Source organism: Vreelandella sp. H-I2 (genome assembly GCF_052959335.1).
The window spans coordinates 753,118-778,822 of the sequence record NZ_JBRAMC010000001.1 but is presented as its reverse complement, the minus strand read 5'-3'; the positions used below and the strand labels follow the sequence as shown (position 1 = coordinate 778,822).

General features: G+C 57.3%; 26 protein-coding genes. 6 read left to right on the top strand and 20 right to left on the bottom strand.

The window, feature by feature from the left end:
• Positions 1 to 2: 2 nt before the first annotated feature.
• Genes bioA through bioB form a run of 6 tightly spaced genes read right to left on the bottom strand, consistent with a single transcriptional unit; the run spans position 3 to position 5,711 of the window.
• The gene (gene bioA, locus ACUVOF_RS03725) at positions 3 to 1,271 is read right to left on the bottom strand and encodes an adenosylmethionine--8-amino-7-oxononanoate transaminase (RefSeq protein ID WP_447043080.1); all 1,269 of its coding nucleotides are present in this window, start codon (positions 1,269 to 1,271) and stop codon (positions 3 to 5) included.
• On the bottom strand, positions 1,268 to 1,957 hold the full coding sequence (gene bioD / locus ACUVOF_RS03720; RefSeq protein ID WP_447043079.1) for a dethiobiotin synthase: 690 nt from the start codon (positions 1,955 to 1,957) through the stop codon (positions 1,268 to 1,270). Before bioD ends, bioA begins: the two co-directional genes overlap by 4 nt.
• Positions 1,954 to 2,736, bottom strand: a complete 783-nt coding sequence (locus ACUVOF_RS03715) for a methyltransferase domain-containing protein (RefSeq protein ID WP_447043078.1) — start codon at positions 2,734 to 2,736, stop codon at positions 1,954 to 1,956. The genes bioD and ACUVOF_RS03715 overlap by 4 nt, the downstream gene beginning before the upstream one ends.
• On the bottom strand, positions 2,733 to 3,479 hold the full coding sequence (locus ACUVOF_RS03710; RefSeq protein ID WP_447043077.1) for an alpha/beta fold hydrolase: 747 nt from the start codon (positions 3,477 to 3,479) through the stop codon (positions 2,733 to 2,735). Before ACUVOF_RS03710 ends, ACUVOF_RS03715 begins: the two co-directional genes overlap by 4 nt.
• Positions 3,461 to 4,618, bottom strand: a complete 1,158-nt coding sequence (gene bioF, locus ACUVOF_RS03705; RefSeq protein WP_447043076.1) for an 8-amino-7-oxononanoate synthase — start codon at positions 4,616 to 4,618, stop codon at positions 3,461 to 3,463. The genes ACUVOF_RS03710 and bioF overlap by 19 nt, the downstream gene beginning before the upstream one ends.
• The gene (bioB, locus tag ACUVOF_RS03700) at positions 4,611 to 5,711 is read right to left on the bottom strand and encodes a biotin synthase BioB (protein ID WP_447043075.1); all 1,101 of its coding nucleotides are present in this window, start codon (positions 5,709 to 5,711) and stop codon (positions 4,611 to 4,613) included. The genes bioF and bioB overlap by 8 nt, the downstream gene beginning before the upstream one ends.
• Positions 5,712 to 5,900: 189 nt before the next feature.
• On the opposite strand from bioB, the gene ACUVOF_RS03695 reads away from it, so the two are divergent.
• Positions 5,901 to 6,713, top strand: coding sequence for a tRNA-uridine aminocarboxypropyltransferase (locus ACUVOF_RS03695; RefSeq protein WP_447043074.1), 813 nt, complete (start codon positions 5,901 to 5,903; stop codon positions 6,711 to 6,713).
• On the opposite strand, the gene ACUVOF_RS03690 is transcribed toward ACUVOF_RS03695, so the two are convergent.
• The 7 genes from ACUVOF_RS03690 to def all read right to left on the bottom strand — a co-directional run bounded on the left by ACUVOF_RS03690 (position 6,648) and on the right by def (position 14,195).
• On the bottom strand, positions 6,648 to 7,868 hold the full coding sequence (locus ACUVOF_RS03690) for a TraB/GumN family protein (RefSeq protein WP_447043231.1): 1,221 nt from the start codon (positions 7,866 to 7,868) through the stop codon (positions 6,648 to 6,650). The genes ACUVOF_RS03695 and ACUVOF_RS03690 overlap by 66 nt on opposite strands.
• A gap of 95 nt (positions 7,869 to 7,963) precedes the next feature.
• Positions 7,964 to 9,412, bottom strand: coding sequence for a TrkH family potassium uptake protein (locus tag ACUVOF_RS03685; protein WP_447043073.1), 1,449 nt, complete (start codon positions 9,410 to 9,412; stop codon positions 7,964 to 7,966).
• Between the two features lie 52 nt (positions 9,413 to 9,464).
• Positions 9,465 to 10,838 carry a Trk system potassium transporter TrkA gene (trkA, locus tag ACUVOF_RS03680; RefSeq protein ID WP_447043072.1) on the bottom strand — a complete coding sequence of 458 codons (1,374 nt, stop codon included), beginning with the start codon at positions 10,836 to 10,838 and terminating at the stop codon, positions 9,465 to 9,467.
• A 175-nt stretch (positions 10,839 to 11,013) separates the two neighbouring features.
• On the bottom strand, positions 11,014 to 11,220 hold the full coding sequence (locus ACUVOF_RS03675) for a dodecin (protein WP_447043071.1): 207 nt from the start codon (positions 11,218 to 11,220) through the stop codon (positions 11,014 to 11,016).
• A gap of 49 nt (positions 11,221 to 11,269) precedes the next feature.
• A complete protein-coding gene (gene rsmB, locus ACUVOF_RS03670) occupies positions 11,270 to 12,607 on the bottom strand; it encodes a 16S rRNA (cytosine(967)-C(5))-methyltransferase RsmB (RefSeq protein WP_447043070.1) in 1,338 nt (445 codons plus the stop codon).
• The gene (gene fmt / locus ACUVOF_RS03665; protein ID WP_447043069.1) at positions 12,604 to 13,635 is read right to left on the bottom strand and encodes a methionyl-tRNA formyltransferase; all 1,032 of its coding nucleotides are present in this window, start codon (positions 13,633 to 13,635) and stop codon (positions 12,604 to 12,606) included. Before fmt ends, rsmB begins: the two co-directional genes overlap by 4 nt.
• A 47-nt stretch (positions 13,636 to 13,682) precedes the next feature.
• The gene (gene def, locus ACUVOF_RS03660) at positions 13,683 to 14,195 is read right to left on the bottom strand and encodes a peptide deformylase (RefSeq protein WP_447043068.1); all 513 of its coding nucleotides are present in this window, start codon (positions 14,193 to 14,195) and stop codon (positions 13,683 to 13,685) included.
• Between the two features lie 206 nt (positions 14,196 to 14,401).
• Between def and ACUVOF_RS03655 the strand changes: the two genes are divergently transcribed.
• The 5 genes from ACUVOF_RS03655 (at position 14,402) to aroE (ending at position 18,885) form a co-directional block, all read left to right on the top strand.
• Positions 14,402 to 15,247, top strand: coding sequence for a peptidoglycan-binding protein (locus tag ACUVOF_RS03655; protein WP_447043067.1), 846 nt, complete (start codon positions 14,402 to 14,404; stop codon positions 15,245 to 15,247).
• 34 nt (positions 15,248 to 15,281) lie between these two features.
• The gene (dprA, locus tag ACUVOF_RS03650) at positions 15,282 to 16,430 is read left to right on the top strand and encodes a DNA-processing protein DprA (protein ID WP_447043066.1); all 1,149 of its coding nucleotides are present in this window, start codon (positions 15,282 to 15,284) and stop codon (positions 16,428 to 16,430) included.
• 42 nt (positions 16,431 to 16,472) lie between these two features.
• Positions 16,473 to 17,030 carry an L-threonylcarbamoyladenylate synthase gene (locus ACUVOF_RS03645; RefSeq protein WP_447043065.1) on the top strand — a complete coding sequence of 186 codons (558 nt, stop codon included), beginning with the start codon at positions 16,473 to 16,475 and terminating at the stop codon, positions 17,028 to 17,030.
• A gap of 83 nt (positions 17,031 to 17,113) precedes the next feature.
• Positions 17,114 to 18,067, top strand: a complete 954-nt coding sequence (gene hemF / locus ACUVOF_RS03640; protein ID WP_447043064.1) for an oxygen-dependent coproporphyrinogen oxidase — start codon at positions 17,114 to 17,116, stop codon at positions 18,065 to 18,067.
• Positions 18,064 to 18,885 carry a shikimate dehydrogenase gene (gene aroE, locus ACUVOF_RS03635; RefSeq protein ID WP_447043063.1) on the top strand — a complete coding sequence of 274 codons (822 nt, stop codon included), beginning with the start codon at positions 18,064 to 18,066 and terminating at the stop codon, positions 18,883 to 18,885. Before hemF ends, aroE begins: the two co-directional genes overlap by 4 nt.
• 83 nt (positions 18,886 to 18,968) lie before the next feature.
• Here the strand turns inward: aroE and ACUVOF_RS03630 are convergent, their stop codons facing one another.
• The 7 genes from ACUVOF_RS03630 to hisS form a co-directional block, all read right to left on the bottom strand.
• On the bottom strand, positions 18,969 to 19,229 hold the full coding sequence (locus ACUVOF_RS03630) for a hypothetical protein (protein ID WP_113268601.1): 261 nt from the start codon (positions 19,227 to 19,229) through the stop codon (positions 18,969 to 18,971).
• Positions 19,230 to 19,272: 43 nt separating this feature from the next.
• A complete protein-coding gene (locus ACUVOF_RS03625) occupies positions 19,273 to 20,076 on the bottom strand; it encodes a M48 family metallopeptidase (RefSeq protein WP_447043062.1) in 804 nt (267 codons plus the stop codon).
• A gap of 120 nt (positions 20,077 to 20,196) precedes the next feature.
• Positions 20,197 to 20,805 carry a hypothetical protein gene (locus ACUVOF_RS03620; RefSeq protein WP_447043061.1) on the bottom strand — a complete coding sequence of 203 codons (609 nt, stop codon included), beginning with the start codon at positions 20,803 to 20,805 and terminating at the stop codon, positions 20,197 to 20,199.
• A 227-nt stretch (positions 20,806 to 21,032) separates the two neighbouring features.
• Entirely contained in the window at positions 21,033 to 22,436 is a 1,404-nt protein-coding gene (gene der, locus ACUVOF_RS03615) for a ribosome biogenesis GTPase Der (protein WP_113268604.1), read from the bottom strand.
• On the bottom strand, positions 22,433 to 23,602 hold the full coding sequence (gene bamB, locus ACUVOF_RS03610) for an outer membrane protein assembly factor BamB (protein ID WP_447043060.1): 1,170 nt from the start codon (positions 23,600 to 23,602) through the stop codon (positions 22,433 to 22,435). Before bamB ends, der begins: the two co-directional genes overlap by 4 nt.
• Positions 23,599 to 24,255, bottom strand: a complete 657-nt coding sequence (locus ACUVOF_RS03605) for a YfgM family protein (protein WP_447043059.1) — start codon at positions 24,253 to 24,255, stop codon at positions 23,599 to 23,601. The genes bamB and ACUVOF_RS03605 overlap by 4 nt, the downstream gene beginning before the upstream one ends.
• Positions 24,256 to 24,350: 95 nt before the next feature.
• The gene (gene hisS, locus ACUVOF_RS03600; RefSeq protein WP_447043058.1) at positions 24,351 to 25,652 is read right to left on the bottom strand and encodes a histidine--tRNA ligase; all 1,302 of its coding nucleotides are present in this window, start codon (positions 25,650 to 25,652) and stop codon (positions 24,351 to 24,353) included.
• Positions 25,653 to 25,705: the final 53 nt, after the last annotated feature.

Genomic DNA, 25,705 nt, shown 5'->3' with positions numbered 1-25,705 from the left:
TGTTACTCAAGAAACCATGCCTTCATTACATGGGTAATCTGCGTGATTTCCGCTTCAGAGGTGATGTAGGCAGGCATGGTATACAGCCAGCGCCCAATGGGGCGCAGCCAAACGCCGCGCTCGCGGGCGAAGTCGCCTATACCCGTTAACGCTTCAGCGGAGTGCGCTTCGATCACAGCGGTAGCACCAAGTACGCGAACGTCGGCCACGGCAGGGTGGGCGTTCAGCGCCTGGTCTTCGAGTAGCTCTCGCTGCAACTGCTGGCTGAGCGTGGCAATCTTTCCCAGGTAATTCTCTTCCTCGAAGACGCGCAGACTCTCCAACGCCACGCGACAGGCCAACGGGTTGCCCATAAAGGTAGGCCCGTGCATAAAAGCGTGCTGGGGAGTGTCGCCGATAAAGGCGTTATGGACGCGATCCGTGGCGAGCGTTGCAGCGTGACCCAAATAGCCGCCGGTCAGGCCTTTAGAGAGCACCATAATATCCGGTGTGACGCCTGCGTGGTCGGCGGCAAACAGTTTGCCGGTGCGGCCAAAGCCGGTGGCTACCTCATCGAAAATCAACAGCACGCCAAACTCATCGCACAGTTCCCTGGCGCCAGTAATATAGGCGGGCGAGGTCATGTTGAGCCCGCCAGCGGCTTGTAGCAGCGGTTCCATTAGAAGCGCGGCGATCTCATCATGGTGACGCTCAAGTACGCTACGCAGCGCACTAAGGTCCCACTCGACTTGTTCAGCCGTGGCGTCGAAAGGCGCCGTGGGGGCTGGAGCAAAATAGTGTTGGGGTAACAGGCTGGCGAACAAACTGTGCATGCCCTCTTCCGGGTCGCATACCGCCATGCAGCCGGTGGTGTCGCCGTGGTAGGCCTTCATCAGGGAGAGCATCTTTTGCTTGCCGGGGTGGCCGGTGAGTACCTGGTACTGGAGGGCCATTTTCATCGCCACTTCCATGCCCACCGAGCCGCTATCCGAATAGAAGACGTGGTTCAGCCCGGCTGGGGTAATGCGTACCAGTTCACGGGCCAACCGGTCGGCGGGTTCATGCGTTAAACCGCCGAGCATGACATGGCAAAGCTCGCCCGCCTGTTCGCGAATAGCCGACACTAAGCGCGGGTGGCCGTAGCCGTGGATCATGCACCACCAGGAACAAGTGGCATCCAGCAGGCGTTCTCCGCTTTCTAGTACAAAGTGCGCGCCGTCACCGCCCACTACCTTAGGCGCGGGTGTCTGGGTTTTTAAATGTGCATAAGGATGCCAAACAGACGTTTTCATAACGGCTCCAGGGAGAGATAGCGTGCGGCAGTGATGGCGTTGGGGCGATCAAGGTGCGGAATAATGCCCAAGCAGGGGGCTGCCAGTTTGGCGTTTAGATGGGCAATATTGGCCTCAAAACGATCAGCGTCGGCGGCAAAGGCGGGGTCAACCACACTGCCCGCCCAGCCTGCCATCACCAGGCCGTCGGCGCGAATGGCTTCGGCGGTTAAGCAGGCATGATTTAAGCAGCCCAGCTTTAAGCCAACGACCAGGATTACCGGCAGTTCAAGCGCCTTCGCCAGGTCGGCAAAGTCTTCCTGGTCGTTTAACGGCACGCGCCAACCACCGGCGCCTTCAATCAGGGTGATATCTCTGGGTGTTTGGCTAAGTGTGTCGTGCAACAAGCGGGAGAGGGAACCAACCTTAAGTGGTTGGCCGGCTTCCAGCGCGGCTAAATGGGGCGCAATCGCGGGCTCAAAGGTGATGGGGTTAACCGTGGCGTAGTTCACCGGAGGCTTGCTCTGCTGTTGCAGGGCAAGCGCATCACCATTGCGTAGTCCTTGTGAAGTACGCTCGCTGCCGGACGCGATGGGTTTTAAGCCCAGCGTGCTCAACTGCTGTTGGCGGGCGGCATATAGTAGCGCGCTGGTCACCAGGGTTTTACCCGCATCGGTATCGGTGCCCGTTACAAACCAGACGTTCATAGCGATTTTTCCAATTGCAGCGTTAAGCAGTGATAGCTCACGGGTAGGCCTTCCGGCTGGCGGAGTTGTTCAAATCGCGCTTGTGCGGCGGCGATGTCATTTCGGCTAAGACTGGCCTGTGGCCGGGCAATCTGGGCGCCGACACCTTTGATAGATGCCATCACCGCCTTCAAATCAGGGTAATAAAAGCGCTCAACGGTGGCCGCCTGGCGGGCGATGGTTAAGCCGCTTTCACCTATGGCCTTCCCGACGCTGGCGCGAACAGGCGTTTGCAGCAGCGCCTCGGGGCGCTGCCAGGCAAAGGCGATCTCCTCCAGAGTGCCGGGCAGCAGCGTGGTGATATGCGCCTGCCCTCCAGGAGAGAGAACCCGGTAAAGCTCCTCCATCACCGCGCCAATATCGCGACACCATTGGACTGCCAAGTTGGAAAACACCAGATCAAATGCATGCTTACCAAACGGCAGGGCCGCAGCGTCGCCCGGTTGCCAATAAATGCTTTCACCGTGGTGCTGGCGCGCCTGTTCCAACATGCCGGGCGCTAAATCTAACCCGGTGATCTGAGCGCGTGGGTAACGTTTAGCCAACCGCTGTGTCCAGAAGCCGGTGCCGCAGCCTATATCCAACACGTAGCGAGCAACCGGTGGTAGCGCATTCCAAAGCCGTTGACCTATCTGGCGCTGGGCCGTGGCGAGTGCATCGTAGCGAGGAGCGGCCCGGGAGAAAGCGTGGGCGACTCGCGCCTGCCAGTTAGCTTCGCTTTTCAGCGTTAGATCACTCATAAAACCGCCGTGTTGGCGTTAGTCATTGGGGCGACATAACGGGCAATTTCAGCGGCGAGTGTCTGGGGTTGTGAGAGCATGGGGCAGTGGCCGACATCGCTTAGGGTTACGCTATTGCTGCGCTGGGTAGGGGCGATTAGTGGATCATGTTCGCCAATAAGACGCACAACCGGGCAAGGCGGCGCTGCTAAGCGTGAGCGATTATCAAGCGACGCTAACCACTGCAGGCCCATCGTGAGCGTGGTGTTATCGGCAGGCGGCATATCGCCCAGCCGATCACGCAGTTGCCGGTAAGCCTGCCGAGGGCTGGGCTCACCTTGTGCCTGCCAGCGCAAGAAGTGCTGCCAGGTCGCGGCGGGGTCGCGCTGAAAGGCGTGTTGGAAGGCGTTCAGCTCGGCGCGAGTGACGCCCCCATGGGCGCTGGTCTGCCCCTTGACGCAGAAAGCATCGCTGGCCCCGAGTAGAATCAGTCCGCGCGGAGGGGGCAGATGCGCCAGTAGCGCTGTCGCCAGTAGCCCGCCCAGTGACCAGCCGACCCAGACCCCATCGCTGGCTAACGGCTCCGCCATGGCGTCTGCCAGCTCTTGCAGCGTCGCGTCGGCCGCAAGCGGCGGCGTATCGCCGTAGCCGGGCCACTCTACCGTCTGGGCAGCTAGGCAGGTGGGCCAGTGCGCCTCAAGCGGCTGCCAAATACGCTGGCCGACTCCCCAGCCTGAAAGCAGCACTAAGCGTTGACGAGGCACGTTGCCTCCTCGCGCTGGCAGCGCTTTAAACTTTCCAGCAAATGGTCAATGTTGCTGCAGGTGTGACGAGCACTTAACGTGATACGCAGCCTTGCTTTGCCATTAGGCACTGTGGGCGGACGAATGGCGCCGACGAGTAGGCCCTGCTGTTGTAGCCGCATCGCCCAGCCCAGAGTGCGTGCTTCATCGCCTAATATTAGCGGCTGGATGGGCGTTGCCGAGGTGCTAAGCGGCAGCCCTAAGCCCAGCGCCTCTCGGCGAAAGTAAGCGATGTTGGCGTTGAGTCGAGTGCGGTGTTCAGGTTCTTCCTGAACGATCGCCAGCGCTTTTAGCGTAGCGGCAGCAATTGCCGGTGGCTGGGCGGTGGTATACACATAGCTGCGCGAAAACTGAGTCAGATGATCGATTAACTCGGCATCTCCGGCCACAAAGGCCCCAGCGGTGCCTAACGCTTTGCCCAATGTGCCGACTAAAATCGGCACGTCAACGCTGCCCCAATTGCTGCCCACGCAGCCGCTGCCGTTGTCGCCAAGCACGCCTATGCCATGGGCATCATCGACCATTAACCAGGCATTGTGGCGTCGCGCGGCGGTGACTAAGGTTTCGATGTCAGCGATATCGCCATCCATGCTAAACACGCCATCGCTGACGACGAGTTTATGAGTGGACTCACTGCGCGAAAGCAGGCTTTCCAGGTCGTCTGTATCACGGTGATGAAAGCGCCGCGAGCGGGCACCACTAAGGGGCGCGCCATCGATGAGCGAGGCGTGGTTGAGTCGATCCTGGAAAATAGCCGTATGGCGATCCGCCAACGCTTGCAGCACGCCGATATTGGCCATATAGCCGGTGGAGAACAGCAGCGCGCGTTCACGGCCTGTCCAGCGCGCTAATGCTTCTTCCAAGGCGTCGTGAACCTCCAGATGGCCACTGACCAAATGCGAAGCGCCAGCACCCGCACCGTAACGGTGAGCGCCCGCCGCCTGGGCCTCGCATACGCGGGGGTCCTGGGAAAGACCCAGGTAGTCGTTACCGGCAAAGTCAAGGGTGTTGCTTTTGGCTACCTGCCGAGTCCGCCAGCGCTGTGTTTGTTGGCTATTAGCGCGGGCATCTGCCAAGCGCTGTTGCCACGCGTCAGACACTGGCGTCTACCGCCAGCTCGGCAACTCTTTCGGCGTGCACCTGCTGCTGTGCCTGTTGGGCAAGGCGTGCCGCTTGGGTAGCTTCGCTTTCGCAGGTTTCGCGCTTCTCAGGGTGCAGGCCCAGCTTGGCAAACAGGGCGCGGTCACGATCTGCCTGAGGGTTACCTGTGGTTAGCAGCTTATCGCCGTAAAAGATTGAGTTGGCGCCCGCCAAAAACGCCAGAGCCTGGGTTGATTCGCTCATTTGCTCGCGGCCAGCGGAAAGTCGCACGTGGCTTTGCGGCATCATGATACGGGCCACGGCGATGGCACGGATGAATTCGATGGGGTCTAGGTCTTCGACGTTTTCGAGCGGTGTACCGGGGACTTTGACCAGCATGTTGATCGGTACGGATTCAGGGTGCGGGGTCAGTTTGGCCAGTTGTTGAAGCAGGGCACTTCGATCCTGAGCATCTTCGCCCATGCCAAGAATGCCCCCAGAGCACACTTTCATGCCCGCAGCGCGCACGTTGGAGAGCGTTTCCAAGCGGTCGCTATAGGTGCGAGTGGTGATGATCTCACCGTAGTAATCCGGTGAGGTATCCAGGTTATGGTTGTAGTAATCGAGCCCCGCTGTGGCCAATCTACTGGCTTGTTCGCCGTCCACCATTCCCAGCGTCATACAGGTTTCCAGGCCCACCGCTTTCACCTGACGCACCATCTCTTCGACCAGCAGTAAATCCTTGTCACGCGGGCTGCGCCACGCCGCGCCCATGCAAAAACGGCTGGCGCCTGCTTCTTTGGCGGCCCTGGCTTGCTCGACGACTTTTTCGATTTCCAGCAGCTTCTCTTTTTCCAGCTGGGTGTTGTAGTGGCCCGACTGAGGGCAATACTTGCAGTCCTCTGGGCAGGCGCCGGTTTTAATCGACAGCAGGGTGGAGATTTGTACCGCGTTAGCATCAAAATGGGCGCGGTGAACTTGCTGGGCTTTGAACAGCAGATCGTTGAACGGCAGCGCGAAAAGCGCATTGATCTCGTCTAGCGTCCAGTCGTGGCGCTGCTGAAAGCCTTGTTGCTGGCGCTGTTCGTGAAATTGCTCGCGGGGCACGGTCATGATGTAAACCTTCTTAACTTTAATAGTTGACGAGGCAGTGCCGAGACTTTAGCGGCGTTGCACTTTAGGTGTCAACGTGGAAGTTTTTTTGGGTTTACAGTGGCGTTGGAAACATTCGTCAAAAGACGGCGCACTCATTTATACTCTGCGCCCTTTCTTCTCTTGGTTAGCCAACCCTATGGAGCGCGGATGTCTGCCTTTGATAGCTCTGTTAAAGACCGTTCTGTTAAAGACCGCTCTTCTGGAGATGGTGCCGCCGAGCATCCGTTACTTCCGCGGCGCGAATTCAAAGCGCGTGGCAGTTTTGTCACGCGCTGCGATAACTGTCAGCTTCCTATACTGAACTGCTTGTGCCCGTATCAAGTGAAGGCGGAAAGTGTCGCCCAGGTATGGTTATTGACGCATCCGTTGGAGCATTACAAACCGACTAATACCGGGCGCTTGATTCGCGATGTGCTGCCGACCACGCAGGTATTTACCTGGTACCGCACGGCGCCGGATGCTCAATTGGCTGCGCTGTTGGGAGACCCGCGCTATGCGCCCTTTGTGATCTTCCCCGATGATCAGCCCGATTACGCAGATCGTGTGGTGGATATAGAGGTGGTGCACGCCGTAAAGCATGAGGCGCGTATTCCGGTGTTTATCATTTTGGACGGCACCTGGCGTCAGGCGCGGCGTATGTTCCGCAAAAGCCCTTACCTTGATGCGTTACCGGTGCTGCCACTGCGCACCGAGCGGGAAACCCGCTATCGGTTGCGCAAGCCGGCGTCAAAAGCGCATTTATGTACTGCAGAAGTAGCTATAGAGCTGCTGCGTCAGGGCGGGGATACGGTTGCTGCGGATGTGTTGGATAATTATTTTGAGGTGTTTAACGATAGCTACGCGGCGAGCCGATTGCATCATAAAATCGACCCGCCTACTGCAACGATGCGACGCCTAGCCGCCAAACAGCGCGCCAGCGATTCTGAACCCAGCTACCCAGGTGCCCACAGCAGAGCCTAGCGTGGCAAGAATAAACACTAACAAAGTGCGGGATACGCGATTTTGCCACCAGCCTTTTAGCTGCGTGACATCGTGGCGCAGCGATGAAAAATCGCGCACTTTGGGTTTGCGCATATAAAGCTCAACTCCCGCGGCCACAAAACCAGCGCCGATGGTGGGGTTTAGCGACGTTAGTGGAGCGGCAAAGAAGGTGGCAACCACTGTCACAGGATGCGCCAACGCGATAATCGTCGCCCCACCCGAAAGAATACCGTTAATCAAGAACCACTCAAGTACCAGCTGCCAGCCAAGGTCGGTATTACGCGAGAAACCAATTGCAAAGCCAGTGAGCACGAGCGCTGTAATCAGCCACGGCATCGCTTTCCAGAGCTTGGACGGCGGCGGCGTGGCTTCCAGCGATTCGCGCTCTACTTTAGGGTCGGCGGGCAGCGGTGCTTCCAAGTGTTCGCCGGTGCCTTTTAGGTGGCCCGCACCGATCACCACCAGTACGTGCTGGTAGCGTCCCGGCGGCGCCTCTTCGGCTAAACGGAGAGCCATATAGCGATCGCGCTCGCGAATCAGTGGGGTATAAAGTGCTTCCGATTCGGCGGCAAACTCACTGAAGGTTGCTTCCAGCATATCGCCCTCTTTGAGCTTTTCGATATCCTCTTTGGAAACATCCTGGCGGGAAAGCACACTACCTATCAGGCCTGAAAAAAGCGAGAAGCGCTGCCACCACGGCACGTTGCTGTAGATGCGTTTCAGCGTCACGCCTACATCGCGGTCGACTAGCAACAGCGGTAGTTGCCGCCGACTGGCTTCCTCTACGGCGGCACGCATTTCAGCCCCCGGTTGAATGCCGGATTGATCGGCGATCCGCTGTTGAAACGCGCCGAGCGCCAGGCTCGCCGCCACCATGCCCGCTTTGCCTTCTTTAAATACCTGGAACAGATCCTGTTCGCCCATGGCGTCGGGGTTGGACATGCTGTGGTGACGAGCGTCGCAGAGCTCAATGGCTACTGCATCAAAGGCACCGCTATCTATCAGTTTACGCACATCCTCTGCGCTTTCCGCCGACACATGGGCTGTGCCCAGCAGGGTGTAGTGGGTTTCGCCGACAGTGAACGTTTTTAATGGCCCGCTGGTCGTCGGTAACGCGCTCGGCGTTTCGGCCATCGGCTCCGTCTTTTGGTGAGACGTTTCTTCGTGAGATGTTTCTTCGTGGGACATTGAGGGCTCTCAAAATCAATAAGTGGTCTGCAATGTTCTGTTTATCGCCGCCAGAAAGCGGGTGTGAACAGCACGAGTACCGTAAAAATTTCCAGGCGACCGAGCAGCATGGCGAGGACCAAAATCCATTTCGCTAGAGTGGGCATGTCACCATAATGGGTGCTGGCTTCTCCCAGCGCTGGGCCTAGGTTGTTGAGCGCTGACCCAACCGTGGACCACGCGGTTACCTGATCCACCCCGGTCGCCATCACGCCCACCAGCATTAAAAAGAACAGCAGCACATAAACTGAAAAGAACCCCCATACCGCTTGGGCAATACTATCGGGAACGCTGACTTTGCCCACTTTGACCGCAATGACGGCGTTGGGGTGGATCAGTCGCATGATTTCACGCATTCCCTGCTTAAGAATCAAAATAATCCGTATGACTTTCATACCGCCGCCGGTCGACCCGGAGCAGCCACCCACAAAAGCGGCAACAAACAGCAAAAAGGGCAGGGCCCCTGGCCACAGGGAGAAGTCGGCGACACTAAAGCCCGCTGTGGTGGCGACCGAAACGACCTGGAAAACCCCGTGTCGTAAACCGCGCAGGGTATCGTAGGTGTCGGTTAACCACAGCGAAATCACTGTCACCGTGGCCAAGGCGAGCAGAAATAGCATCAAAAAGCGCGCTTCGGGGTCGAGGAAATAGTGCACCAGGCTTTTTTCACGCCAAGCGATAAAATGAAGGCTAAAACTGAATGCTGAAATCAGCATGAAAGTGACACAGATGAGTTCAATCGTGGCGCTATCAAAGTAGCCAATACTGGCGTCGTAAGTGGAGAAACCGCCGATAGCCACCGTTGAAAAACTATGGCTTAACGCATCAAACCAGCTCATGCCCGCCAACATATAAGCCACCATACAGGCGAAAGTAAGCGTGGCGTAGATATACCAGAGTGCTTTGGCGGTTTCGGTGATGCGTGGCGTAAGCTTTGAGTCTTTGAGAGGGCCGGGTATCTCGGTGCGATAAAGCGCCATGCCGCCGACCCCCAGGGTGGGCAAAATGGCGACCGCCAACACGACAATACCCATCCCGCCCAGCCACTGGAGCTGCTGACGGTAGTAGAGAATGGACTCGGGTAGAAAGTCGATACCGGTAATCACGGTGGCGCCAGTGGTGGTCAGGCCGGAAAACGACTCAAAGACGGCATCGGTAATTCCCAGCGAGCTTTCACCGAAGAGCATCAGAGGCAGCGAGCCAAACAGCGCCAGCACCGTCCAGAACATGGCGGCAATAATAAAACCATCGCGGATACGCAGTTCTTTTTGCGAACGTCGATTGGGTAGGTAGAGCAGCAGCCCGGTCGCCACCGAAATAGCGATGCCGCTGATGTAAGCACTCCAGACGCCATCGCGAAACCAGAGAGAGATCAGCGTTGGGGGGAGCATGGTCAGGCTGAAAAGCATCAGCAGCAGCCCCAAAATGCGCAAAATAACCCGCAGACTCATGGTTGTCGCATGCTCCTGTTATTAACTGCCGGTGGCAGGGGTTCGGGGGTTATCAAAAGAACGTAAGACCGACTTGGAACAGTCGCTCGACATCGCGGATGCGACGCTTGTCGATCACAAACAGAATCACATGGTCGCCACTCTCTACCCTCACGTTGCCGTGGGCGATGATGACCTCTTTGCCGCGCACAATGGCGCCGATGGTGGTGCCTTCGGGGAGATCGATCTCGCCAATGGTGCGCCCCACCACTTTGGAGGACTGCTTGTCGCCGTGGGCGATGGCTTCAATGGCTTCGGCAGCGCCCCGGCGCAGCGAGTGGACGTTAACGATGTCACCGCGGCGCACGTGGGTGAGTAGGCTGCCGATAGTGGCCTGCTGGGGCGAGATGGCGATATCGATTTCACCGCCTTGTACCAAATCGACGTAAGCGGCGTTGTTGATTAGCGTCAGCACCTTCTTGGCGCCTAACCGCTTGGCCAGCAGTGACGACATAATATTGACCTCGTCGTCGTTGGTCAGCGCGCAAAAAATATCGCACTCTTCGATATTCTCTTCTTCCAACAGACGTTTGCTGGTGGCGCTGCCGTGGAGCACCACGGTGCGGTCCAACCGCTCGGACAGCGTGGTGCAGCGCTCCAGGTTATGCTCGATGATCTTGACCTGGTGGCTATGCTCCAGATGTTCCGCCAACCGCTCACCGATATTGCCGCCCCCGGCAATCACCACCCGGCGAAAGTCCCGCTCGACCCGGCGCAGTTCACTCATTACCGCACGAATATCCCGACGGGCAGCGAGGAAAAACACTTCGTCGTCAGCCTCGATGACCGTATCGCCGCGGGGAATAATGGGCCTGCTGCGGCGGTAAATAGCCGCCACGCGGGTATCCACGTTGGGCATATGGCGACGTAGAAAAGCCAAATCCTGGCCCACCAGCGGGCCGCCATAAAATGCTTTTACCGCTACCAGTTGCACCAATCCCCCAGCAAACTCCAATACCTGCAAGGCACCGGGGTGTTCGATCAAACGGCGCACGTGGTCGGTGACCACCTGCTCGGGGCTGATCAATACATCAATAGGAATCGCTTCGTGGGCGAACAGCCCTTTGCGGGTTAGGTACGCCGTGGCGCGCACGCGGGCAATTTTGGTCGGGGTCCGAAACAGCGTGTGGGCGACCTGACAGGCGATCATATTGATCTCGTCGCTGTTGGTGACGGCGATCAACATATCGGCGTCTTCGCAGCCTGCCTGGCGCAGCACAATGGGGTAAGAACCCGCCCCGGTCACGGTACGGATATCGAGTTTGGTGTGTAGGTCACGCAGTTTTTTGGCGTCAGTATCAACGACAGTAATGTCGTTTTCCTCGCGGGCGAGGTGTTCTGCCAGGGTGCCGCCGACCTGGCCGGCGCCGAGAATGATGATTTTCATTGCTAAGCATCGGTTCCATTAAAAGCGCCAGCGCGATGTCGGTAAGACCGGAAGGAGGCCTTAAGACTCTGTCCTGACGTTCAAGACGTAATCGGTCGGTCAGGAACGTCTATCATGCGCTGCAATAAAGACGGCGGCCAGTGTAAACCAGCCACCGCCAAAAAGCAGGTGAGGATTACTCTAACGTGAAGCCAACTTTGACAGTGACCTGCCAGTGCGCAACTTGGCCATCTTCAATATGACCGCGCGTGTCGACCACTTCCACCCAGCGCATGTGCTGGATAGTCTGGGATGCTTTGGCTAATGCGTTCTGTACTGCTTCTTCAATACCCTTCTCGGAGGAACCGGTCAGTTCTACGTGTTTATAAGTGTGATGACTCATAGTGTCTCCTTCTTCGTCATAAATTCACTGCCAAGGCATCAGCTAGTGCCTAGACAGACCGCTTCTCTAGTCTGGCATAAAAAAAGCCATCGTGACTGTTTTGCGCTGGAAACAGCTGGCGTCCCGCACCGCTGTTTATACCCCAGGCAACGTCGTTAGGCGTCGTGATGTGTGCGTCTGGGGTGCGGGCAAGAAACGCCTCAATCTGTTCACCGTTTTCTTCCGGCAGCACCGAGCAGGTGGCGTAGAGCAGGGTGCCGCCTTCGCGCAGCATCGGCCACAGGTTATCTAATAACTGACGCTGAAGCTTGGCGAGCGGGCGGATATCGTCTTTACGACGTAGTTTTTTGATATCAGGGTGGCGCCGAATGACGCCGGTACCCGAGCAAGGTGCATCGAGCAAAATGGCGTCGAACGGTGTGCCGCTCCACCAGTCGCGTTCGGTTGCATCGGCGTGTTCGAGCACCGCTTCAACGCCTAACCTGCTAAGGGTATCTTCCACCCGCGCCAGGCGCTGGTTATCGCTATCAATCGCGGTAAGATTAATATCAAACTGCTCGAGTAAATGGGCGGTTTTACCGCCAGGCGCGCAGCAAGCATCCAATACGTGCGCGCCTGGCCGTGGTGCAAGTACGGGGCCCAGCAGCACTGCCGATAGCTGTGCTGCCTCATCTTGAACGCTGACATGGCCCTCTTCAAAGCCGGGCAGCACCGTGACATCGCAGGGTGTTTCCAAGGTGATGGCGTCGGGGGCGTGAGGGCACAAGTGGCCATCCAATCCCTGTTCGGTCAGCAACGACAGGTAGGCTTCACGGTCGTTGTAGCGCTGATTGACCCTTAATGTCATCGGACCAGGATGATTATTGGCTTCAATAATAGCGCGCCACTGTTCGGGCCATGCCTGGCGTAACGCGTTGAGTAGCCATGGCGGATGCTCTAACGCCACGCTCTCATCCTTATCTACCTGAGCCTGAAGTGACTCGGATTCGCGCTGTAGACGTCGCAGGCAGCCATTGAGTACGCGAGTGGCCCACTCTTTGCCCAGGAGTCGGGCAGCACCCGCCGTTTCACCGACCGCCGCATGGGCGGGGATGCGCATATAAAGAAGTTGGTAAATACCCACCAAGAGCAGTGCCTGCACATCGCTATCGCGCTTTTTAAACGGTTGCTTGAGCAGCACACCCGCTAAGGCTTCCAGGCGGGGTAAACGGCGGCAGGTGCCAAAGCAGAGCTCTTTTAGCAGCCCGCGGTCACGGGCAACTACGCTATGTTCATCCAACCCTGCCAGTGAGCCTTGGTCGCTGAGCACGGGGGCCAACGCGCGCGCAGCGGCGGCGCGTACTTCCTGGCCACTACCGCCGCTTTGAGGGGGGCGTTTTTGGCTCATGGTGTGTCTCCTTCGCTGACCTGAGCTGCAGAATTTTCAAGACGAGCACCAAGACGAGTGTCAAGACAAGCGCCAAGTTGAGTGCCCGTGGCAAGGCGCGCGTGACGCGCATTCAGTAAGTCACGCACAGCCATGGCTTTACCGCCGGGCAGCTGCGCGCTGGTCACACAAAGTACCTCGCGGCCATCGGTGCCGCAGGCAATCCGCAGGTGATCGTCGCCATGGTCGAGCAAGGTACCAGGCGCGTTAGGCGTCGTGTGCTCGCCTTCTTCCACGCTAGCCATTAGCAGTCGCAGACGATCTTCGCCTAGCGCGCACCAGGCAACTGGCCAGGGATTGAAGGCGCGAATTTTGTTGGCAAGTTGCTGCGCAGGTTGATGAAAGTCGAGCTCGGCTTCCGCCTTGCTGAGCTTGGCGGCATAGGTGACGCCTTCATCAGGTTGAGGTGTCGCATGGGCGGAATCAGTGGTCAGCGCATCCAGCGTATTGATCAGCGCATTGGCGCCTTGAATGGCGAGTCGGTCATGCAAATCACCACCGGTAGTACGTGGCGTAATCGGCGTTCGTACTTCTGAGAGCATCGCACCGGTATCCAAGCCAGCATCCATCTGCATGATGGTGACGCCCGAGACGCTATCACCCGCTTCAATCGCTCGCTGAATGGGGGCAGCGCCGCGCCAACGGGGCAACAGCGAAGCATGCACGTTCACACAGCCTAGTCGTGGTATGTCTAACACGGCCTGGGGGAGCAGCAGCCCATAGGCGACGACGACCATAATATCGGCATTGAGTGCGGCCAGTTCGGCTTGCTCAGCAGGCGCTTTTAGCGTCTGGGGCTGATAAACAGGCAGGCCGTGCTCTAAAGCCAGCTGTTTGACCGGGCTGGGCGAAAGTTTGCGACCGCGCCCGGCGGGGCGGTCGGGCTGAGTATAAACCGCGACCACCTCATGCTGGCTTTGCAGCAGCGTTGCAAGACTAGAAGCGGCGAATTCAGGCGTGCCGGCAAAAACAACGCGCAATCGTGACATAAGTTGAGGGCTACCTGACGTATCTGACATGTAAGTAGGAAAGCGGGCTAAGCGTCCTGGCTCTGCTTATGGCGTTTTTGCATCTTCTTGCGGATACGGTCACGCTTAAGCGGCGATAAATAATCAACAAATAGCACGCCTTCAAGGTGGTCGTACTCATGTTGAATACAGTGTGCCAGCAGGCCATCTGCCTCTAGCTCGTAGGCATCGCCATTACGGTCCAACGCATTGAGCTGCACTTTAAGATAGCGTGGCACTTCGGCGTAGTACTCGGGAATCGACAGACAGCCTTCTGAAAGCGGCTCTTTTTCGTCGCCAACCGGGGTGTAACGTGGATTGATGAGCACCAGCGGCTGGGAGTTATCATCGCTAACATCCATGACGACAACACGCCGATGAACATCAATCTGCGTTGCCGCTAGACCGATACCACGGGCGTCATACATGGTCTCCAGCATATCGTCGACGAGTTTACGCACTTCATCATCGACGGTTTCCACCGCAGCTGCCTTGGTGCGCAGGCGCTCATCGGGGAATTCAAGAATAGGAAGTTTGGCCATGGCGTTACAATCACCGTTATGCTGAGTCTAAATTAAGTCAAGCTAGGCAGTGACGAGCGTCTTCTAACCTAGGTACTTTATGATGGGTCACTATATCATGCTGTCAACGTTTCTGGGCATGGGCGCCCGATAGGGGCTGTCTTCAATGAGCATCTTTAACAGCGCATTTATTCATCGTATTTAATCAGCGAATAGGGGAAAGCAGGATGGCGGCTAAACAACACGCCTATCGTGACGGTTTTGGCGCATTACTGCTGACTATCGTCATGCTGGTAAGCGCTGATGCAACTGCGTGGGAGCGAGAGCAAAACGTGGTGAAACTCTCGCCACAGGTGCGCACCTTGCCGCATGGGGAAGCGGTTGAGCCGATCCCTATGGAGATAGCGCGGGCCTTTCTACGCGAACACCGTGTGGTCGACAACGCCGAGGCGTTGCAAGCGTTGGCTTATGTCATCGCGGGAGATGATCGTCGCTTGATTAGTGGTGCGGGGGATCAGCTTTACGCACGAGGTGACGTGCCGCGTCATGGCCAGTTGGGCATCTACCGGCAATCGGAGGCCTATCAAACGCTGGAAGGCACACCGCTTGGTAACGAATTAATCAAAGTGGGCGCTGCTCGGCATGTTAGTAGTGAAGGCGATATTGTTCAGCTTGAGGTAGAGAGTTCTCACCAGGAAGTGCGCGTTAACGATATCGTATTGCCGCTGGAAGACCACGAGCTGAGCACAGAATTAATACCCCGTGCACCGTTAAGTGCTATAGAAGGGCGGATTATTGCCGTACCGGGTGGCGTGCGCTTTATTGGGCGCTTTCAGATCGTTACGCTCGATCGTGGCACTCTGGATGGCTTGCAGCCGGGCCATGTGCTGCAAGTGAAACAGCAAGGGGAGTTGATCAACGATCCTCGTACTCAGGAGTTGGTTCAACTGCCCAACACTGAAGCGGGCTTTGTGATGGTGTTTAAACCCTATGATCACGTCAGTTACGCCTTGGTGATGCAGGCATCGCACGTGTTGGAAGTGGGTGACCAGGTGATGTCATCGGCTGACTAGCGGGCGGCAAAAAATGGGTTTATAAGGAGGATATATGGACGCCCATGAGTGGCTGGTGGTCAATGCGCTGCCGGGTATGGGGGCACTGCGTATCGCGCAGTTGTTGGCCCGCCAACCACAGTGGCCGGCAGGTTGGTTGGCCGCACTGCCTAGCCGTGCGGCCAGCGAATTGCGCCTATGGCTTGAGCACCCCGCACGCAGCCCGCTGCAAAACGTTATTGATGAGACCTTGGCATGGCAGCAGAGCGCCCCAAGTCGGCACATACTGCATCGTGACCACCCCGCTTGGCCTGCACTGCTCAATGAATTACCCGACCCGCCGGTAGTACTCTGGGCGCAGGGGGATCTTGGCGCACTGGAAGGCCCCAAGCTTGCTATGGTGGGCACCCGCCGCCCGACAGGCGAGGGCACACATAACGCGCAAGCGTTTGCGCGCGACCTGGCCCGCCGCGGCTGGTGTGTGGTCAGCGGTATGGCATTGGGGATTGACGGTGTTGCCCAACGCGCAGCCCTGAATGCCGGTGGAAGCACTATTGCCGTACTGGGTTGCGGCGTGGATGTGATCTACCCCGCCTCCCACCGTGACCTTCACGAACAGCTTAGTCGCCTGCCCGGTGGCCTAGTATTATCGGAGCATCCGCCTGGCACTGTGGCCCGCCCAGCGTTTTTTCCGCGGCGGAATAGAATTGTTACCGGTCTTTCACTCGGCACACTGGTGGTTGAAGCCACCGAAAAAAGCGGCTCGCTGGTGAGTGCGCGGCTCACGCTAGAGCAAAATCGCGAACTGTTTGTACTGCCCGGTTCACTGCACAATGTGCAAGCACGTGGATGCTTAGCACTATTACGCCAGGGAAGTGCTCATCTGGCCTGTGGTGTCGACGATATCATCGCTGACCTCGGCCACTGGGCAGAGGCATTTATTCCGCCCGATGACGACGCGAAGCAAGGTGTATCGGCCGGTGTAGAAAGACCTTCTAATCAAGAGCCACTTCCCGAGTCGCTTCCCGAAACCCTGCCTGATGACTTGTTAGCGTCTCTGTCGGCCACGCCGACGCCTATTGACCTATTGGTGCATGCCACCGGCGTGACGGTCAGCGACTGCCAGCAGCGGCTACTGATGCTTGAGTTAGACGGTTGGGTCAGCCAGCAGGCGGGAGGCTGGGTGCGGCTGCCGCGGCCATGATAGGATAAAACCATTAAAGGCATGTTGCCGTAAGGAGAGACCATGAGTTTGGCGACTGATCTAGCCCCTGCGATTCGCGCGCTGCGTGCCGGGGGAGTGATTGCCTGCCCTACCGAAGCGGTTTGGGGGCTGAGCTGTGACCCCGAAAACGATGAAGCCCTAGCCCACTTAATGCGCATAAAAGAACGCGACCCAGCAAAAGGGGTCATTCTCGTTGCCGCCAGTATCGAGCAGTTCCTACCCTGGTTGAGCCAACTTCCGCTCGCGATGCATGCGCCTTTGGCTGCCAGTTGGCCGGGTCCTAACACGTGGTTAGTGCCTGACAATGGACGCAGCCATGGTCTGGTACGAGGTGCCCATGAGCGCGTGGCGCTGCGAGTGACCGACCATCCGCTGATGAAAGCCCTATGCGAAGCGTTTGGTGGCCCGCTGGTGTCGACCTCAGCCAACCGTTCGGGGGAGCCACCGGCTATGAGCGCCACTGAGATCACTAAAATCTTTGGCGATGAAGTGGCCTATGTGGTGAAAGGCGACCTTGGCGGCAATGCCAAACCTAGCACCATTAGAGATTTAGCCACTGGCAAAATCATGCGACCTTAAGCAGTGCGCCATTAATTAACTATTCACCACTTACTGCCCACCACTTACTACTCTCATTCACTATTCACCACCCAGGAGTTACCGTGGCCCACGAGCACCTCGATGACGTTAAACACTACCTTCTTGATCTACAGGAACGGCTTTGCGCTGGATTGACCGAGGCGGATGGCGCTGCTCGGTTCCAAGAGGATAGCTGGGAGCGTGAAGAAGGCGGCGGCGGTCGCTCGCGAGTAATGACCAATGGTGGGGTGTTTGAAAAAGGCGGCGTCAACTTTTCCCACGTCTATGGCGCCCAACTGCCGCCTTCGGCCACTGCCGCGCGCCCAGAACTGACCGGGCGCAGCTTCCACGCGGTGGGTGTTTCCTGGGTATTGCACCCGGAGAATCCGCATGTGCCCACCAGCCATGGCAATGTTCGCTTTTTTATTGCTGAGAAAGCTGGCGAGCCGCCGGTCTGGTGGTTTGGCGGCGGTTTTGACTTAACGCCATTTTACCCTGTGATGGAAGATGTAGTGCACTGGCACCGTGTAGCAAAAGCCGCCTGTGATCCGTTTGGTGATGAGGTTTACCCGCGTTATAAAGCCTGGTGCGACGAGTACTTCTACCTTAAGCACCGCGATGAAACGCGCGGTGTGGGTGGGCTGTTTTTCGACGATTTGAACGAAGGTAGCTTTGCAGAATGTTTTGCCTTTCAGCGTGCGGTGGGCGACAGTTTTCTAGACGCTTATTTGCCCATCGTTAAGCGCCGCAAGAATGATGCGTGGAACAATCAAGAACGCGATTTTCAGCTCTATCGCCGTGGCCGCTACGTCGAATTTAATCTGGTATGGGACCGCGGCACGCTGTTTGGCCTGCAGAGCGGTGGACGCACCGAATCTATCTTGATGTCGATGCCGCCACTCGCGCGCTGGGAGTATGCCTTCGAGCCGATGCCTGGTAGCGCTGAAGCGCGTTTGCAGGATTTCTTACAACCTCGTGAATGGCTCGATGAAGCCGCTGGCGATGCAACGTTAAGCATTAGCGGAGAAGCGCTATGACCGATCGTTACTGTGTGTTTGGCAACCCGATCAATCACTCCAAGTCGCCGCTGATCCACGCTGAGTTTGCCCACCAAACCCAGCAGGCGTTTGAGTACACCGCCGAAGAGACGCCGTTGGATGGCTTTGCGGATGCATGGCGTGCGTTTGTCGATGCGGGCGGACGCGGTGCCAACGTCACCGTGCCATTCAAAGGAGACGCTTTGGCGCTGTGCGATACTCTGAGCCATCGTGCTCGCCGGGCGGGCGCGGTGAATACGCTGATTCTGGGTGGCAATGGACGTACCTATGGCGATAACACCGATGGGGTAGGCCTAGTACGCGATTTGACCTATCACCGTGTTGCGTTAGCCGGAAAACGACTTTTAGTCGTGGGAGCGGGCGGGGCCGTACGGGGCATTTTGGAACCCCTGCTTACCGAACAGCCAAGCGAAATCGTCGTGGTGAACCGTACCGCTGCCAAAGCCGAGCAGTTGGTCAGTGATTTTGCCGATCTGGGGCGGATTAGTGGCGGCGGTTTTGATGCCCTGAACGGTACTTTTGATGTAGTAATTAACGGCACTAGCGCCAGTCTCGCCGGGGAGCTGCTGCCCCTACCAGACACAGTATTTCCGCCGCATGCCTGGGCTTACGACATGATGTACGGGGCCGAACCGACGGTGTTCTTACAATGGGCGGGACCACGTGGCGCGAAGCTGCTTGATGGCTTAGGCATGTTGGTAGAGCAAGCCGCTGAGTCGTTTTTCCTATGGCGCAACGTGCGTCCGGAAACAGCTCCTGTGCGCGAAATATTACGCCAATCGCTTAATTATCAATAAGCGAACTCAATAACGCCGCAAAAGAAAGCGGGGTCGGATGACTTATCCGACCCCGCTGTCATGATACAGATACTAAAAACGCTTCAATTAGCGCGTTTTACGTATAACCCCACCATGCACATTGCTAGGCCAACCACCGAGAGCAGCATGCCGCCATTGACGAGTAGCGGTGAGCGCTCCAGCCAAGAAACAAACGGCTGTGGCGTGTCCCTACAAACATGCGCGACATAATCCCAATATCCGCCATCCAATTGACAGGCGCGCACATCGTTCAACTCCCAGAAATAAACGCCCATCAGCACAAACAGCGGCAGCACCAGCAATAGTAACCCTAATTTAATCATTTAAACCTCAAGAGCCTGACGCCGTCAGACCACAACGTGAGCCTTACGGGCGTGGGCAGTTGGGGGTATGACCATTGCTGCGAGCCTGCTCATACAGGGCAAGCGCTTGATCCATATTGCCCTGCAGGCCTTGAATGCGTTGGCCTTGACCAGGGTGGGTCGACATCCACTCGGGGGGTGCACCGCCGCCTGTCGCTGCCTGCATATTTTCCCATAGGGTGACGCTCTCACGGGGATTGAAGCCAGCTTGTGCCATCAGATCCAGCCCAATCACATCGGCTTCGCTCTCATGGGCGCGCGAGAAGGGTAGGACGATACCGTACTGCGCGCCCATGCCAAGCACCCCCATCAGCTGCTGGCCACCGGCGGACTGCATGCCGGAGGTGCTGGAAATTACCGATAGGCCAAGTGAGGTGGCACTTTCGGTAGAGGCGCGCTCATTGGCATGGTTCGCCAGTACGTGACCAATCTCGTGGCCTATGACCGAGGCGAGCTGGTCTTGGTTAGTGGCAATATCCAGCATGCCGGTATTCACACCCATATAGCCGCCGGGAAGCGCGAACGCGTTGGGCTGCTCGGATTCAAATACGCGGATTTGCCAGTCTAACTGCTGCTGCTCGGCGGGAAGTTCCGCCACGATGGCATCCGCAATGCACTGGACATAGCGCTGACTAGCCTGACCAGCGCTGGGAAGTTCCTGCTGGTATTGAGTGAACGCCTGACGGCCCATCTGATTCAGCTCGCTGTCTGAGAGCAGCAACAGCTGTGAGCGCCCGGTGGGCGAGGTAGTACAAGCGGCGATAGAAGCACATAGAGCAGTAACAGCGAGGGGACGAAGCCAGCGCATGAGATGGTTTCCTTATAGACGAATGGTTTTCCTGCACACAAGATAACCGCTGGTAGCAGTAAATCAATCCCCCATCATAACCCACCTGGAGGATGACATGGATGCTGACCTGAGTAGCCCTTAGTGCTGCGGAACTAACTGCCCGTCAGCGCCTACGTTTAGGCGAATCTTGGGCGTCAGTAGCCCAGATGGGAGTTTCATGCCCAAGCCACGTAGATCTCCAGGGGTAATGGCCAGCTCACTACCGGCCGGCAGTTCGCCCTGCGTTGCTAGCTGGCTGGCAAGCTCCAGCATCGGCGTCATGCGTTGGGGGCCGGTGGTCAGCACGTCGAAGGCGACGGGTAAGCGTAAGTTGGCATCGTTGCCGGAGGTTAGCGTAACGTCCTGCTTATAATGCCCCTGCACAGGGTCAACGCCGGGCATATCCAGTGACCAGCGAAAACCTGACATCTCTACCGGTGGCATGCCTGCGGGCAGCCCCAAACCCATGGCAATAGTGGCCTGCACAGGCAGGCTGCCTGCGCCTAGGCTGGAAGCAATCAGGCTGGTTAAATCGCTAGTATCCAAGCCAGCGTTAACGCTGTAAGGGCCGATTCGCACATCTTCAATGCCCAGGGAGGTAACGGCTAAGCGAAAAGCAAATAGGCCGGTTTGGGGTAGGGCGAGGCAGCCAGTTAACAGACTGGCAACGCCCAGTAGGATTAGCCAGCGGCGAGCAGCATAAAGCATAAGATATCTCCCCCTACGGCGTGCACAGGTAGCACAGCAGTAGGGCAAACGTGGTGTTAATATTTGGTAGGAAAAGTGTGGTAGGACCGTTAAAACGCCGCTATTTGAGTGCCGAAACCACCCACTGTCAAGAAAAATTAATCGCTAATGAAGCTCGTTAGGTCGCTTACAAAAACGCCCGTCTGACGTTGCAAACGGGCGTAAAAGAAGAAAACGTGATGTGCGACTTAGCGACGGCTCTTGCGCGCCTCTTTGGTGCGGTTAAGCTCGCGCTTTTTAGCCTTCTCTTTATCGCTGGCACCCGCCATGTTATCGAACGGGTTACTGCCTGAGCGGAACTCAAAACGTATCGGTGTGCCGCGCACTTTTAATACTTTACGGAACGTATTGGTCAGATAGCGACGGTAGGCTTCTGGCAGCGCTTCGGTTTGATTGCCGTGGACGACAATAATCGGTGGATTGCTGCCGCCCTGGTGGGCCATGCGTAGTTTAATCCGCCGCCCGTGTACCATGGGAGGCGGGTTTTGGCTGACCGCATCCTGCAGCAGCGTGGTGAGGCGGTTAGTCGACCAGTGTGCGTTGGCCGCATCAAAGGCGCGGTCAATCGACGGGTAGAGATCGCCTACCGCGGTACCATGCAAAGCAGAGATAAAGTGCAGCTCGGCGTAATCTGCAAAGCCCAGGCGGCGCTTAACCTCGGTGCGCATCTTGTCTTTGGCTTCGGTCTCCAGCCCATCCCACTTATTGACCGCAAGCACCAGCGCGCGCCCTGTGGTCAGCACGTAGTCGAGCAGGTGCAGATCCTGCTCCACCAAGCCGCTGGAACCATCCAGTACCATGATCACTACATGCGACTCTTTAATCGCATCCAGGGTTTTGATAATGGAAAATTTTTCGGCGATTTCGCGCACGTTCTTGCGGCGCCGGATACCCGCGGTATCAATCAGCACATAGGGCTTGCCGCGTCGCTCAAAGGGAATCTCAATGGCATCGCGCGTCGTGCCTGCTTCATCAAAGACCACCACCCGATCTTCACCCAGCAGGCGATTAACGAGGGTCGATTTGCCCACATTGGGGCGACCAATCACGCCGATGCGAATGCCTTTGCTACCGGTGTCGGCAGGGATGCTGGCATCACGTTCGGGAAACGGTTCGAGCACTACATCCATCAGGGTAGAAACGTTGCGTCCGTGGGCGGCAGCAATCGGCCAGGGGTCGCCTAACCCCAGCGACCAAAAATCGCCCATCGCCGAATGTTCTTCCAGCCCGTCGGTTTTATTCACCACCAGCCAGGTCTTTTTCTGATTAACGCGTAGGTGGTTCGCAATCGCCTGGTCTGCGGCGATGAGGCCGGCGCGTGCGTCGACCATAAACAGCACAATATCGGCTTCATCAATGGCAGCGAGAGACTGCTCAGCCATGGCCGCGTCGATGCCCTCTTCGTCACCGCTGATACCGCCGGTATCGATCACGGTATAGACCTTATCGCCCAGCATGCCGTTGCCGTACTTACGATCGCGGGTGAGGCCAGGAAAGTCGGCCACCAGGGCGTCACGCGAGCGCGTTAGGCGGTTAAACAACGTCGATTTGCCCACATTGGGTCGACCGACTAAAGCAATGACGGGTGTCATGGAGTTACTTCCAGGGTTTCCAGGCGACCATTGTTGGCCTGGACATGAATGGTGCTGCCGTCAGTGACCGGGCGTACGGTGATGCCCGAGCTATGCACGCGAGTGCGACCCACGATATCGCCTTCGCGAGCGTCGATCAGGTGAACATAACCTTCAAAATCGCCGAAGACTAAACGGCCATCGGCAAAGGCGGGTGCCGTTAACCAACGGTCTTGAAGTTCGTCATTACGCCAAATTTCGCGGCCATTGTTGGCATCCAGTGCAACAACCTGGCTGTCATCGGTGACAACGAACAGGAAGTCGCCGACCAGAATCGGGGTATGGCGGCTGGAGAGATCCGCTTCCCAAAGCACGTCGCCTTGGGTCGCTTCCAGCGCTACCACACGGCCGTTATAGCTGGTCACAAACAGACGGCCATCAGGGCTAATGATCGGCTGGCCGGAAAGATCAACCAAGCGCTCTACTTCGCTACGTCCGCGCGGTGTGGCAACCTGCATTTCCCATAGCGGCTGGCCGCTACGGTTATCCAGCGTGGCCAGGCGGCCATTGGCTAGGCCGACAAAGCTGACCGGGTCAATGACCATCGGCGTGCCGGTGCCGCGCAGGGTGAGTGACGGCTGCGAACTGGTGTATACCCAACGCTCTTCGCCGCTGGCACGATCCAAGGCAGTCACACGGCCATCGACACTTTGCACGACCAACAGTTGCTGGTTGGCCTGGGGCGCGGCAAGCACTTCGCTGGAAACCCGTGAGCGCCATTCTTCGCTGCCGTCACGTTGATCCAATGCGATCACTTCGCCGTTACCAGTGGCTAGGTAAACCTGGCCTGCAACTGCGGTGAGCGCGCTGGAGATAGTCGTATCCAGATCGATTTTCCACTCAACGTCGCCACTATCAGCATTCATGGCCATCACCACGCCTTCAACGCCCGCTGCAAATACGGTGTCACCTTCACGTGCTGGTGCAATAGGGTAGCGAGCGTGACCCAGGCCTTCACCCACCTTGCGATCCCACTGAGTGTCTAGTGAAGAGGTCTCGTCGAAGCTGCGCAATTCTTTAGGCGAATAGGCCGACTCGCCTTTGCTGGCACAACCGGCCAATAGAGCCAGCGTCAGTGCGCCTAAGCTTACCCGTATCAGCTGTTTCGTTGGGATACCTAAAGTCATTGTGTCGCCTCCTCAGCGCCGAGATCGTCAAGCTTGAACTGTACGCCGTAAAGCGGCTGGTCTTGGGTTTGAGACACTTCCAAGGCGGTTTCCCAGGCATCGCGGGCCGCATCAGTATCGCCTTGGGCGGCAAACGCATCGCCCCGCACGTTCGCACGCTGGGCTGCTAATGCGTCGCTGATCGGCTCGTCTAGCAGCGCATGTGCCTGTGTAGGATTACCGTCGGTGAGTTCTATACGGGCCAGGCGCAGCCATGCAAGGCTTTGCACATAGCGTCGCGACGATTCGGCAGCGTTTTCCAGTGCGGTACGCGCACCTTCCAAGTTGCCTTGTTGAACCGCCAGGCGTGCATCAAGTAGCAGGGCGAGTTCAGCGTAGAGCGTATCGCCATGTTCGTCGGTAATGTCGCTAACCAGTTCCCGCGCAGTGGCCAACTGTTCGTCACTAAGCTCATTGCCCGTGCTAATGCTGACCAATTGTTGATAGCGCATGGAGGCGGCTTCGGCCTGACCTTGCTGGTAGTTCTGCCAAGCATTCCAGCCGAACACCCCCGCCGCCGCCAGGACTGCGCCTGCAATCAACGACATGCCGTTCTCTTTCCACCAGCGCTTTACCGCGTCTAGCTGCTCTTCTTCGCTTCTCAGCTCCACCACGGGCGGGCTCCTAGTCTGCTAAATTCGTTTGTCGACGTTCGTGTTGTGATGTTCGTATGTCTAAGCTTGTCTATCTGGGCTCGTATAGACGCTTACTAAGCACCAGGGGCTAATAGTCCGCGCAGCGTGCGGCCTAATGTTGCTTGAGGGACATTTTGCTGTTCGCGGTCATCGCGTAAAAATTTGAGCGTTGCCGATTGCTGTGCGATTTCATCTTCGCCGAGCAGGATGGCCATCGAAGCATCACTTTTATCGGCTTTTTTCATCCGGCTTTTGAAACTGCCGCCGCCACAATGAAGTTGTAAACGCAATTCAGGTAGTTCGCCACGCAACTGCTCAGCCAGGGTGATAGCCGTAATGGTGGCGTTATCATCCATCGGCAACACATAAACATCGCAGCCGCCGAGGGCTTCATCAGGAATTAGCTCAAGGGTTTCGAGCAGCAGGATCAAACGCTCAATGCCCATCGCAAAGCCAACCGCCGGGGTCGATTTGCCGCCTAGCTGTTCCACCAAGCCATCATAGCGGCCGCCTGCGCAAACGGTGCCCTGACTACCCAGTGCCGTTGTCGTCCACTCGAAGACAGTGCGGCAGTAGTAGTCCAGCCCTCGCACTAAGCGAGGGTTGATCACATAATCGATCCCCGCCGCTTCAAGCATCGCGGTTAGCTGATCGAAATGCGCGCGGGACTCTTCATCCAGATGATCCATCAACTGCGGCGCAGCATCCAACATCTCGGCCATGGCCGGATTCTTGGAATCGAGAATGCGTAGCGGATTGCTGGTTAGGCGGCGCTTGGAGTCTTCATCAAGGACTTCATGGTGTTGCTCGAAATAGGCCACCAACGTGTCTCGATAAGCCGCCCGCGCCTCAGACGAACCCAGCGAATTTAGCTCGAGGGTAACGTGCTCCATCAGCCCCAGTTCTTGCCACAGACGAGCTGAGAGCAGAATTACCTCAGCGTCGATATCGGGGCCATCAAAACCGAAGGCCTCAATACCAATTTGATGGAACTGACGGTAGCGGCCTTTTTGCGGGCGCTCGTAGCGAAACATAGGGCCCTGGTACCACAGCCGCTGCGTTTGGTTATACAGCAGGCCGTGTTCCATTGCCGCGCGCACGCAGCTTGCAGTGCCCTCGGGACGTAGCGTCAAACTCTCGTTGTTGCGATCATCGAAGGTGTACATCTCTTTTTCGACGATATCGGTGACTTCGCCGATAGAGCGCGCAAACAGCGCGGTTTGCTCAACGATAGGCGTGCGGATTTCATTAAAACCGTAACGCAGCATTAGCTGGCGAACTTTGGCTTCAAAAAACTGCCAGCGCGGGCTATCGCTGGGCAATAGATCGTTCATTCCGCGAATGGCTTGAATCTTTTTAACGGCGGACTTGCTCAAAGAAAACTCCTTATTCTGCCATCAGGCACTGGCCGCCCAAGCTGGCAGCGACC